This window comes from Pararhodobacter zhoushanensis (assembly GCF_003990445.1).
GTDB lineage: Bacteria > Pseudomonadota > Alphaproteobacteria > Rhodobacterales > Rhodobacteraceae > Pararhodobacter > Pararhodobacter zhoushanensis.
Genome location: NZ_REEZ01000001.1, coordinates 704,231 through 716,602 on the forward strand (window position 1 = coordinate 704,231; position 12,372 = coordinate 716,602).

At 65.5% G+C, this 12,372-nt stretch carries 9 protein-coding genes; 3 read left to right on the top strand and 6 right to left on the bottom strand.

Annotation, left to right across the window (positions count from 1 at the left end; translation table 11 throughout):
* The 6 genes from EAE28_RS03465 to EAE28_RS03490 form a co-directional block, all read right to left on the bottom strand.
* A complete protein-coding gene (locus EAE28_RS03465; RefSeq protein WP_127104412.1) occupies positions 1 to 1,470 on the bottom strand; it encodes a hypothetical protein in 1,470 nt (489 codons plus the stop codon).
* Positions 1,455 to 2,543, bottom strand: a complete 1,089-nt coding sequence (locus EAE28_RS03470) for a family 8 glycosyl hydrolase (RefSeq protein ID WP_127104413.1) — start codon at positions 2,541 to 2,543, stop codon at positions 1,455 to 1,457. The genes EAE28_RS03465 and EAE28_RS03470 overlap by 16 nt, the downstream gene beginning before the upstream one ends.
* Complete coding sequence (locus EAE28_RS03475) at positions 2,540 to 4,780, bottom strand: cellulose biosynthesis cyclic di-GMP-binding regulatory protein BcsB (RefSeq protein ID WP_127104414.1); 2,241 nt, start codon at positions 4,778 to 4,780, stop codon at positions 2,540 to 2,542. The genes EAE28_RS03470 and EAE28_RS03475 overlap by 4 nt, the downstream gene beginning before the upstream one ends.
* Positions 4,780 to 7,188, bottom strand: coding sequence for a UDP-forming cellulose synthase catalytic subunit (gene bcsA / locus EAE28_RS03480; RefSeq protein ID WP_127104415.1), 2,409 nt, complete (start codon positions 7,186 to 7,188; stop codon positions 4,780 to 4,782). Before bcsA ends, EAE28_RS03475 begins: the two co-directional genes overlap by 1 nt.
* 57 nt (positions 7,189 to 7,245) lie before the next feature.
* Entirely contained in the window at positions 7,246 to 7,998 is a 753-nt protein-coding gene (locus EAE28_RS03485) for a cellulose biosynthesis protein BcsN (protein WP_127104416.1), read from the bottom strand.
* 281 nt (positions 7,999 to 8,279) lie between these two features.
* Positions 8,280 to 8,750 carry a nucleoside deaminase gene (locus EAE28_RS03490; RefSeq protein WP_425466753.1) on the bottom strand — a complete coding sequence of 157 codons (471 nt, stop codon included), beginning with the start codon at positions 8,748 to 8,750 and terminating at the stop codon, positions 8,280 to 8,282.
* Positions 8,751 to 8,868: 118 nt separating this feature from the next.
* On the opposite strand from EAE28_RS03490, the gene EAE28_RS03495 reads away from it, so the two are divergent.
* The 3 genes from EAE28_RS03495 to EAE28_RS03505 all read left to right on the top strand — a co-directional run bounded on the left by EAE28_RS03495 (position 8,869) and on the right by EAE28_RS03505 (position 12,372).
* Positions 8,869 to 9,975 carry a pseudouridine synthase gene (locus EAE28_RS03495; protein WP_127104418.1) on the top strand — a complete coding sequence of 369 codons (1,107 nt, stop codon included), beginning with the start codon at positions 8,869 to 8,871 and terminating at the stop codon, positions 9,973 to 9,975.
* Between the two features lie 234 nt (positions 9,976 to 10,209).
* Positions 10,210 to 11,166, top strand: a complete 957-nt coding sequence (locus EAE28_RS03500) for a 5-bromo-4-chloroindolyl phosphate hydrolysis family protein (RefSeq protein ID WP_127104419.1) — start codon at positions 10,210 to 10,212, stop codon at positions 11,164 to 11,166.
* Positions 11,167 to 11,205: 39 nt separating this feature from the next.
* Positions 11,206 to 12,372, top strand: a complete 1,167-nt coding sequence (locus EAE28_RS03505) for a toxic anion resistance protein (RefSeq protein ID WP_127104420.1) — start codon at positions 11,206 to 11,208, stop codon at positions 12,370 to 12,372.

Below are 12,372 nucleotides of genomic sequence, written 5' to 3' on the forward strand. Positions count from 1 at the left end.
TTAACCCCCGCTCATGATGCCCCGGGCCGATTGCAGCGCGCCACGGGTTTCTTCGGTGGACAGCTGGTCATTCAGCCGGGTGAACTCGGCCACGGCCTCGCGCGGCTGGTCATTGTTGAGATAGGCATAGCCGCGCAGCATCGCCAGATCGCGGCGCAGCGAGCCGCTCAACTGTTCCAGCGCGGTGAGATAGGCAATCGACTGGCCGAAATCGCCCGAATGATAGGCCCGCACGCCGCGCTGATCCAGAATCGACGATTCCACCGTCACGCGCTGCTCTTGCGTCAACGGCGTCGAGGCGGCCAGTCGTGCCCCCTCTTCCGTCATGTTCATCGACAGATAGGACAGGATCATGCCAAAGCGCGAATCACGCGGCACATCGCCGCCCAAGGCGCTGCCCGATTGCGAGGCGGCGGTGAACCCGGCCAGCGCCTCACCGGCGCGGTCGAGGTTATAGGCGCACCACGACCGCTCATAAAGCACCTCGATCGAGCGCGGGTTGGCCGATGCGGCAAGGCAGCCGGCCCAGTTGCCCTGATCTTTCAGCCCGCGCACCTGACTGGCGCGGTTGTCGCCGCGCAGCGGCAGACGGCCCGGCGCAGTTGCAACCTGCGGCGCTGCCGGCGCGGCACCACCCGTGACCACCGGCGCGGCGGCGCTTGGTGCGGCTGCCACCGCAGCGGCCGGAGCCGCCGTGCGCGCGGGCGTGCGCGCAGCACCCCCGCGACCGGCGCGCAGCCGCGTTTCCAGCTCGTTCAGGCTGTTGGTGTTGCCCGGTGCGGCCTGACGGGCGACGTCAAACAGTGCGGCCAGTTCTTCCAGCGTGGTGACGTCATTGGCCTTTTCCAGCGTCGGGGTCACTTCGCTGATCCGCGTGCACGACGACACCACGCCGCGATAGGTGGTCACGGCGTTGCCGTTCTGCCCCGCCGCCTGATAAAGCTCGGCCAGACGCCACGCATTGTTGATCCGGTCGCAGCGCATCAGCGCCGGGGTGCGGCGCACGGCGGCAATCGCCGCAGCAGCGTCGCGGCGGGCGTAAGCCTCATCAAAGGCAATCTGCGACTCGCTGGTTTCCAGCACGCGCAGCATCTCGGCATCGGGCGACCAGCCCGGCACACGCGCGCGCGCTTCGTCGATCAGCGCCCGCGCTCCGACATAATCGTTGCGCTGGATACGCGCCCAGATCGGCTGAACATCGACCGATGCGCCGGTGGTCGAGGCCTGCGCGCGCAGGTCGTTCACATCCGTCGGCGGCGTCCAGCGCGGAAAGGCCGAGCGCAGGCGGCGCATCTCGGCCTGCACGGCTCGCTGATCGTCATGGTCGAGGTAGTAGATCAGCGCGCGCAGATCCTCGGCACCGGGGGCCTGCGCCATCGCCGGAGCGGGCATCGCCAAAGTCAGCGCCAGCGCCAGCCCGAAGCTGGCAGCGGACGCGCGAAGGGCGGATTGGATCAAATCGGGACGCATTCGGGACTCACCTGATTGGCAGCGATCATCGCGAACATTTGCAAGGTCGCCGGGTAATAGGGTTGGGTGGGATCAAACGCGGGCATATCGGAACCGACAGAGCCGGGATTGCCCGTACAATTGATCAGCGCGGCAAGGGCGCGGTAGCCGGGATCGTTGGACGCCTCGAGCACCGCGCCGGTGCTCGGCTCGATCCGGGTTGGCACCGGGGCACCGGGCAGAACCGTCTGCTCGTAGACGCGCATCATCTGCGTCACCGCCGGATGCGACTTGAGCCCCGACCAGATCAGATACAGCGGAATGCGCATCGCCTCGTAGCCGGCGGCGGTCGAGAACCCGTCAGCCGGTCCGATCCCGCTGGCGGTTACCTGCAACCAGTCGGGCACCGGGCCGGATACGGCCACCCGCTGCATGATCGCTTCGGCGTGCTGCGCCACCTGCGCCAGCTCGACAACACCGGTCGCCGCCGCCAGCTCGCGCAGCGCCAGTGGCATGATGTAGCACGGGTTGAACACTTGCCGGTCGGCATGAACAAAGCCCTGCGCGGCGGGCAGGAAAATCTTCTCGGCGGGATTGGCCATGCTGTCGACAACGCAGCGATCAACCAGCGCCGCAGCCGTGATCTGCGCGCGGCCCAGATAGCTGCGGTCGTCAAACCGCGTCGCGGCGCGCACCATGGCCCAGGCATAGAACAGATCGCCGTCCGAGGCGTTGTTCAGATCCGGCACCCGGTTGCTTTCTTCGGGCAGATAGCGCCAGGCCAGCAACCCGTCGCCACGCACGGCAAGGTTCATCTCGCTCCACTCGACGATGCGCGCGAAGGCGTCCAGATCGTTGAACTCGGTCGCCAGCAGCGCCCCGTACCCCTGCCCTTCAGAGTGGCTGGCATTGTGCTGCAGCCCGTCCACGACCCGGCCATCGGCACGCAGATACGCCTCTTTCCACGCTTCCCACACCGGGGCGGCGCTGACCGACAGATCGGCGGTGGCCAGATAGCCCTGCGCCGAGGCACCGCCAGCCGCGGCAAAAGCCGGTGCGGCACCCAGCAACGTCAGGAAATTGCGACGATTCATTTCTCATGCTCCCGCGTGGCAATCACCAATCTGAGGGCGAAAAGTGCCGAAATAAGGGCGAGGAAGAACAGGCCGGCCACGTAACGGATCGGCATGGCCGACACGAAATTGCCGACCACATGGCGGACGTTGCCCAGCGTCACGGCCTCCAGCAGCACCGGCTGGCGGTCAGGCGCGACCCAGCTTTGCCACTGGCCGTCCTGATCCAGAACCGAAACCTGACCGCGCGGGCCTTCGGCATTGGTCCGGGCGGCGACGATGGCCGAGGCGATCGCGCTGATGTCCGAATCCGGCGCGCGCACCATCCACAGGTTGTTGGGATGCGTCGCGTCCAGCTGGATCAACACCGCCTGCGCGTGCTGTTGTTCAAGCCATTGCTCCAGCAACATACCCGACCGCGGCTGCAACCATTGCAGCGCCGTGCTGAACCCGTTCTGGATCCAGTCCCAGCCCCGCGCCAGCGCAGCGGTGCTGTCGGTACGGTCCTGCACGCGCAGCAACGCATGCGCGGGCTGCTCGGCGGGCGCGCCTGTCAGCGTCGACGGGTAGTCTGTCATGGCCGCCTCAAGCGACCGGCGGCTCAGCTGATAGCCCCCCATCGGCACCGAGCCAAGATCATCCAGCGACAACAGCGTCAGCCGTGTGTTCAGCGCCGCCGCATCGCTGCGCTCGCCACCGCTGAGAGCGGCACGCAGGGTCACCACGTCATTGGCGTCGAACGACCGCGAGGACATCTCGTTCACATGGACGCTGGCCGGGGTCAGACCGGCAAAGCCGATTTGCATGTCGGGCAGATACATCGACGGGCTGTAGGGCATCGTCAGGGTCGAGCTTTGGCCGATCGCCAGAAACGGCGTTTCGGTGAACGGGCATGGCATATCGGGCGGCGAGCCGGGGATCATCGCCTCGAAGCTCACGGTGTTGATGCCCGAGCGCAGGTAGCGCGCCTCGAACCGCAGCGGGAATTGCTCGATCAACTGACCGCCCTCGCCGCGCAGCGGCAACAGGCGAATGTTGGTGCCGTTGACATTGACCAGCAGCGCCGCGCCTTCGGGCAGACCGTCGACATAGATGTAGTCCAGCGCGATCTCGGCCTTGGCGTTGGTCAGCACCACGTAATCGTCGGGCAAGCGAAAGCGTGCATCGATGCGCGCATAGCGGTCGTAAACTTCGGTCGTGCGGAAGCCGAACTCCGAGAATGCCACCGGGCGCTGGGTGTCGATCAGGGTCGGCGCGGCGCGTTCAGCGACGCGGGGCAGGATGTTCTCGAACTCGGGCAAGGAGCCGGGGCGCGAATCGGGGACGTATTCCACCACCATCACCTGCGCGCCGTCACCCGCCGCACGAAAGCTCAGCCGGTTGACCGCCGACGGCAGGAACGTGATGCGCGAGGCCGAACGGCCCGTGCTCTGCACGCTCCAATACGGCGTAAAGCGGAACGGAATCGGATCGCCCCCCAGCGCCGCGCTGATGCGCTGCGTGATGGTCGAGACCCACTCGTCCTGATAGGCCCCCAGCCCGTCGGCCCCGCGGATCTCGATGCCCGAGCCGGTCGCCGACGCGGCGGCGAGCCCCATCAGGAAACCCTCTTGCCCCGAAATCCCCTCGGACGACGACAGCACCGCACCCGAATTGGCCAGATCAATGTCCGACCACAGGGCAAAACTGGCATCGGGGCCGCAATAGATGCGGTGATACTGCATCAGCTCGATGCGCACGTTATTTTGTCCGGCCAGCACCACGGCTGCCCCCATCGGGAAATCAACCGCCCCGAATTCGGTGAAATTCTCCAGCCGCCCCTCGCCCACCAGCGTGTCGTTGACGAAAACGCGGTAATGCGAGCGCTCGGGCAGCACGTTGATCGACGACAGGGTCGAGATGCGCATCGCGCGCACCTGATCCGGGCGCGGCACGAACAGCGCGAACTGCAACGTGCGCCGCTCACCGTCGAAACGGATGGCGCTGCCCGCCGGACGACCGCGGGCCTCGACCGGGCGCAGCGGGCTGACCACAGACGGATCATAGGCCACCGGCTCGACAAAGTTGCCGCGGTGCGCCTCGGCGTCGAAGCGTTCCTCATTCAGGCGGTCCAGATCGCCTTCGGACATACCGCCGATCAGCGCGTCATCGGTGCTGGGCAGCGGGATGATACCGTCGGACTGGGCAAAGGCCGGGGCGATCCCGACCGGCATGGCCAGCGCAAGCGCGGCCAGCAGGGTGACGCGACGCATCAGCATCAGATCGTCCCCCCTTGCAGATCGGGCGAGCGTCCATCCGCGCCGCGCGCCGCATTCTGCGAGATCGCAGCCTGCAACAGAGAGACCGGACGCGACGGTGCCGCAGGATCGAAAGCCTCGCCAAAGGCGAGCAGATGCGCCGGCGTTGCCTCGTTGATCTCTTCGGTGCGCTCGCGGATACGGGCGCGCTTTTGGCGGGCCGGTTCGTTCGCAAGGGCGCGCAGTGTGTGGTAAATGCCCTGAAACGACAGCGACAGCACATAGGCCATGCCGCGTACCAGTCCCATCTGCTTGTGACGGCTGGCGCGCACGGCTTCCCACGAGGCCGAGTCGCCAAAGATCATATGCGCCACCGTTTCGCGCACGATCATCGGCTGATCGGGGTCAAACCGGACCCCCAGCGCCACGGTTTCGCCTTCGCGCGTGACCGACTGAACCTGCGCGCGCACAGCGTTTTCCAGATGCGGCGACTTGGGGAATTCGGGCGTGAAGTAGAACGCCTCGCCCTTGACCGGCAGCGGCGCGGACGAGCCGTCGGCGTTGGTCCGCGTGCGCAGCACGATCCGGCAACCCGAGGTCGAGGCATCAACCACCGTGGCCGACTGGAACGACGGGTTGTCGACCCCGATGGCCACCGTTGCGGGCACATTGACCGGCACCCGCGGCACCGACCGGCGCTGCTGACGCTCGGCGACAGCCCGCAGCGCGGCCCCGACCAGCAGGAAGTTGTAAACAGCCCAGCCGCCGACAACCATGATGATGTTGTGATCGCCCGGGAACATGACCCAACGCGCCGCCGCCGCCACGACGCCCAGCAGGGTCAGCGTGAAGATGAACACCATCGGCTTGTAGATCGGCGAGACGAAATCCTCGATCAGAACCTCGTCCTTGGCGGTCACGTTGAACTTGGCGCCGCGCGGGTTCCAGAAGGTCTTGAAGATCGCCGCCGACAGATAGGGCGCCTGCGCCGTCTCATAGATCTCGGAAATCAGCGGCCAGCGCACTTTGCCGTACAAGGCGTTCTGGATCATAAGGTTAACGACCATGTAGCTGGTCATGTAAACCGCGACTTCCTCGATGGTCGCCACGAAGATCTGCAAGCCGAAGAACAGATACATCAGCGGCGCAAGGATGAAGGTCATCCGCACCAGCGGGAACAGCCAGAAGGTCATCGAGTTCAGGTAGCACAGCTTTTGCGTGATGCTGAGACCGCCGTATTTCAACGGGTTCTTCAGGATCAGCAGCTGCATCATCCCCGTCGCCCAGCGGCCCCGCTGTTCGATGAAGGACACGAAGGTCTCAGGCTGCAGACCGGCGATCATCGCGTGATCGACATAGAGCGACTTCCAGCCCCGCGCGTGAATCCCCAGCGCGGTTTCGGCGTCCTCGGTGATGGTGTCACCGGCGAAACCGCCCGCCTCGTCCAGCGCCTTGCGGCGCAGCAGTGCCGCCGAGCCGCAGAAAAACGCCCCGCCCCACCGGTCAAGACCGCGGTGCGACAGGTGATAGAACATCTCGTTCTCGGGCGGGCAATCCTTGCGCAGACCGACGTTCCGGTCGATGGGATCGGGGTTCAGGAAGAAGTGCGGCGTCTGCACCAGAAAAAGCTTGGGGTCTTCAACGAAGTACCCAATCGTGCGGGCCAGAAAATCGCGGCTGGGGACGTGGTCGGCGTCGAAGACGACCACGATCTCGCCGTCCAGTTTTTCCAGCGCCGCCGACATGTTGCCGGCTTTGGCGTGCTCGTTGCGCGCGCGGGTCGAATACATGACGCCCAGCTCACTGCACAGCTGGATCAGCTCGCGCCGACGTTTGCGCGATTTGGCCGCCAGCTCGGGGTCATCCGAGTTGCACCGCTGATCGGTGCCGCCGTCGTCGCACAGAACAACCGTACGCTTGTCGACCGGGTAGTGCATGTTCTTGGCGGCCGACAGCGTGACGGCCAGCATTTCGACCGGCTCGTTGTAAGAGGGCACCAGAATATCGACGGTCGGCAGATCCTTGGCTGCCACCCGCGGCGGCAGGTCGCGCGTGGCGGGGTCTGCGGTCATGAAGGCCGACAGGAAAAACACGCCAATGGCGTAGGTTTCCACGATAAACAGAACAATCGCCGGGATGAACGAGACAATATCGCTGGGCGGCGGCAGCGTTTCGGTGACCCGCCAGGCCCAGTAGCGCATCACCAGCGTCGAGGCGACGGCCATCATGGCAAAGCGCGCGACCATGCTCTGCATCGCCACCGGCTTGAGAACGGCCACCACGATCACCGAGGCAATGCCGAGCGTCGCCTGCACCTGAATGGAGGTCGGCACGCTGACCAGGCCCGCAACCAGGACCATCACACCGATCCATAACAACAGGTTCGTCTTGTCGCCAAGCGACAGCGCCCTTGTCCCGATGATCCTCATTGCAAACTTCCCCGCATCACTCGTACATCCCGATAAAGTCTATGAAAATCATTGATCTTATCCACGTGGCGCCGCGTGGGGAGACAGCGTGTAAATCGTGCCCTGCGCACCGCCAACACCCATTGCACCGCCGCTCATCGGGGCCAGAGCCTGCTCGAGCGAGCCGTTCACACAGTTGCGCATGACCACATCCAGGGCCTGCGTGCCGCGCGGCAAGGGGCGCGCGCCGACACCAAGACGGCGCAACACCAAAACGCAAACCCCGCCCGTACCGACGTTCTGCGTTGCGTACAGATACGCACCCAGCGAATCCGTGCCGGTCTGCATGCTGCTGGCCTGAACGGTCTCGAAGGGCGACGGCATGCCGCCGAACCGCGCCGACATCTGGGCGAAATCGAGCCGGTTCAGATCGGCGCTGCCCGAGGTCTGCGCCCGGATATGGATAGCGTTGTCGCCGCGCATCGCGGTTGCGTTGGGCAGGATGATCCGCTGCTCGATCGCGCCGCCAAGGTTGCGCTCGAACACGACCAGCGCCTCGGGCGCGTTCACCATCGCCCGGTTGGGCGCGACGACGGCAAATTCAACGGTGTTTTCCAGCGTTTCCATGGCCGGGCTGCGGCTTGAGTTGAAGAACCCGTAAACGCCGCCGGCCGCCTGGTTGCCGGCCTGTTCCGAGCAACCGGCGAGCACCGCAACCGACGCCGTCAGAGCCAGAAAAGCCCGACCCATGGTCGAGCGTGCCGCGAAAATCCGCTGTGCAACGGACGCAATGGAGCGTTGAGGGACAAGTCCCTGGACTGAATTGATCATGGTGCCTGCTCTGCCGTTTGTGCCGTCGACACCAACAGGCCTCGGGTCAGACGCAGTTTTCCGGGCTGTACCGCCCAGATCAACCGCCCGTTTTGACCGAATTTCTGCCACTGCCTCGGTTTTTCTTTGCTGATAACTTTACGAAATTCGTCCGAATCACGCAATCCACTTTCTCAGACTGCGATTCAGACCGGGCATTTCCGTGACATTGCCGGGGCGAGTGGCCACAATTCACCCCCGTCGCCCCTATTTTTGGCAACAATAATGCGGTTCTTCAGCGATTATCGCCGAAGTGAGGAAAAGAAGCTGCGCAGCAGGTCGGCGGCGGGCTCTTCGGCAATCCCGTCGTAAACCTCAGGGGCATGATGACATTGAGGATGGGTAAAAACCCGCGGCGCCTGCGCCACGCCGCCCGATTTCGGATCGCTGGCGCCGTAGTACAGCCGGGCGATCCGGGCAAAACCGATCGCGGCGGCGCACATCGGACAGGGCTCCAGCGTCACCCATAGCGCGTGGCCCGGCAGCCGCTCGCTGCCCGCCGCCGCACAGGCCGCGCGCAGGGCCAGCATCTCGGCATGGGCGGTAGGGTCGCTCAACTCGCGCGTGCGGTTGCCCGCGCGGGCCACGACAACGCCCTGCGGATTGGTGATCACCGCTCCCACCGGCACCTCGCCGCGCGCGGCGGCGGCGCGGGCTTCGTCCAGCGCGATCTCCATCGGCTTGATTGACATGGGGCTCGGGAACGGGTTCATGGGGCCTAGATGCCCGTCCCCGCCCGACCGCGCAAGCCTGCCCGCATGGGTTGGCGTCGCCACACCGGGTTTTCGCGGGAAAACCGCCCGTCCCCCTCCCCTGCCCCGCGTTGACCTGATGACCAAACCCTCGACCCCGAAACGCCCCAAAGCCACAGCCCTGGAGACCGGTGCCGTCCGTGACGGCGACCGCATCGCCAAAGTGCTGGCCCGGCTGGGCGTCGCCTCGCGCCGCGTTGCCGAGACGATGATCGCCGAGGGCCGCGTCCGCGTGAACGGTGAGGTGATCGATAGCCCCGCCCTGAACGTCACCGACCGCGACAAGATCATCGTCGATGGCGTGCCCCTGGGGTCCAAAGAGCCGACGCGCGTCTGGCTTTATAACAAGCCGCTGGGTCTGGTGACGTCAGAGCGCGACGAAAAAGGCCGTCGCACGGTGTTTGACGAACTGCCCGAGGACATGCCGCGCGTGCTCTCCATCGGCCGGCTTGACCTGAACTCGGAAGGCCTGCTGCTGCTCACCAACGACGGCGAGCTCAAGCGCCGGCTCGAACTGCCCTCGACCGGGTGGCTGCGCAAGTACCGCGTCCGGGTGAACGGTCGACCGACCGACGCCACGCTGGCCCCGCTCAAGGCGGGCGTGACCATCGACGGCGAGCGCTTCCAGCCGATGATGGTCTCGATTGACCGCCAGCAAGGCGCGAACGCCTGGCTGAGCGTCGGCATCCGTGAGGGCCGCAACCGCGAGATCCGCCGCGCACTGGAATCCGTCGGCCTGACCGTCAACCGCCTGATCCGCACCGCTTATGGCCCGTTCCAGCTGGGCGATCTGGCCGATGGAGCGGTCGAGGAACTGCGTCCGCGCGTGCTGCGCGACCAATTGGGGCTTGGGGCCGATGACGTCGCCTCGGGCCGCGCCGCGCCGTCCAGACCGACCGAAAAACCCGCGCCCGCCGGGGGCAAGCCCATGGGCGGGAAACCCGCCACCGGCAAGCCCACCACCGGCAAGCCCGCTACCAAGCGCCCGGTGCGCCCTGCGAAACCCGGCACCATCGCGCCCGACGAGATGACCGGGCGCAAATCCTGGGGGGCCAAATCGCATGGCGGGCCGCGCAAGGGGCCGGATGGCGAAACCGTCAAGCCACGCTCATGGGGCCAGAAATCGGCCAGCCCCAGCGGCAGCAAGGACGGCGCGCCACCCCGCCGCCCCAAACCGCGCGGCTGAGCCCGGCACGGACCCCATCGGTGCTTTCCAATCCCGCCGGACCTGTCTTATAGTTTCATAAATCTCTCCTATATCGAGGGAACTCTCCCGCTATTGGGGGGGGCAAGACACAAAGCCCCGGCCTTGGGGCACGCGACGGGGAATTGTGACGTGAGCACCACGGGCCTGCAAAAGACCTCCTACCTGCTGTTGGTAGCCTTGATCGTCTACGTCTGGTTCGTGGGGGGCTGAGGCATGGCACGGCGATACGGCGGCGAATACAGCCCCGGTGGCGATCCCCGCTCGGACGCGGAACGCAGTTCGAACGCGGTCAGCACCGGCCCCAAGCGCGGCAAGAAGACCAGGCGTAAACGGGTGAACCCGGTGGGCGCGCGGGTCAACATCCTGTTTATGCTGCCTTTCCTCTGGGCGTTCAGCGCGTTCTTCCGCGACCCCGCCGGGTTGGCGCAGCATCTGGGCGTTTTTGCGGTGCTGATGCTCTCGGCCTGGCTGACGCGCGAAGGCGTGATCGCTCAGGACGCCTACGCGCAGCGCCGCGTCGCCCGCCGCCCGGCCATCCCGCGCAAGATCTTCGGCTCGGTGGTGATGGGTCTTGGCCTTGGTCTGGCGGGGCTGGGCAGCGCCTATGGCATGGCCGGTCCGGTGATTTTCGGCCTGTTCGGCGCGGGCCTGCATTTCTTCGCTTTCGGCCCCGACCCCTTGCGCGACAAGGGGATGGAGGGGATCGACGAGTTCCAGACCGACCGCGTCGCCCGCGCCATCGACACTGCCGAGGCGTATCTGGCCGCAATGACCGACGCGATGCTGCGCGCCCGCGACCGCACGCTGGAAAGCCGCCTGACCGATTTTCAGTCCCATGTCCGCGAGCTGTTGCGCGCGGTCGAGGATGATCCGCAAAACCTGACCGCTGCGCGCCGCTATCTGAGTGTCTACCTCGAAGGCGCGCGCGATGCGACGGTCAAGTTTGTCGAGATTTATGAGCGCGATCGCAACGCCGAGGCGCGCAGCGATTACGTGGCCCTGCTGGACGATCTTGAGCAAAACTTCATGCTGCGCACCGAAACCCTGCGCGACAACGACCGTCAGGCGCTGGACATCGAAATCGACGTGCTGCGCGAGCGGCTGGAACGCGAGGGCCTGCGCCCGCGTATTCCCGGCCCCGACAGCATCCCCGACCCGCAACCCCGTTGACCCTGTTTTCAGCACCTTATCCCTTGAAAGGAAGCCCCGATGTCCGACGAGATCCGCCAGCAGGCCACGCAACTTGCGACCGCCGTTGAAGAAACGGCGCTGACGAGACTGCCCGAGCCGGTCGGCGAGCTTGTCCCGCTGGAGCAGGCCGAGGCCCCCGTCGCCGATGCGATCCGCAGCCGGATGAATGAAATCGACATGGCGGAAACCTCCTCCATCATCGGGTTCGGTGCCCGCGCGCAGGTCGAGCTGCAGACCATCAGCCAGGCCATGCTGAACGACGTGCGCAACAAGGATGTTGGTCCCGCCGGCGACAGCCTGCGCCAGATCGTCACCACCATCCGTGGCTTTTCCGTCAGCGAACTCGACACCCGCCGCGAGCGCAGCTGGTGGGAGCGTCTGACCGGCAAGGCCGCACCGCTGGCCAATTTCATGGCCCGTTATGAGACCGTGCAGGGCCAGATCGACAAGATCACGGAGAACCTGCTCAGCCATGAGACCGTTCTGCTCAAAGACATCAAGTCGCTGGATGTGCTCTATGAAAAGACCCTCGATTTTTACAACGAGCTGGCACTCTACATCGCCGCTGGTGAAGAAAAGCTGAAGGAACTCGACGCCACCACGATCCCGGCTCAGGAGGCCGTGGTCGAGGCCGCGCCCGAAGATCAGAAGATCATCATGGCGCAGGAGTTGCGCGATCTGCGCGCCGCGCGCGACGATCTGGAACGCCGGGTGCATGACCTCAAGCTGACCCGTCAGGTCACCATGCAGTCGCTGCCCTCAATCCGTCTGGTGCAGGAAAACGACAAGTCGCTGGTCACCAAGATCAACTCGACCTTGGTCAACACCGTGCCGCTGTGGGAAACCCAGCTGGCGCAGGCGCTGACCATCCAGCGTTCGCGCGAGGCGGCGGAATCGATCAAGGCGGCCAATGACCTGACCAACGAACTGCTGACCAAGAACGCCGACAACCTGCGCGAAACCAACCGCACGGTGCGCGAGCAGATGGAGCGCGGCGTCTTCGATATCGAGGCCGTCAAGCACGCCAACGATCAGCTGGTTGCGACCATTCAGGACAGCCTGCAGATCGCCGACGAAGGCAAGGCCAAGCGCGCCGCCGCCGAAGAGGAACTGCGCAAGATGGAGATCGAGCTGCGCGATTCGCTCTCGGCTGCCAAAGCGCGCGAAAACGGCGCTCAGGCCTGA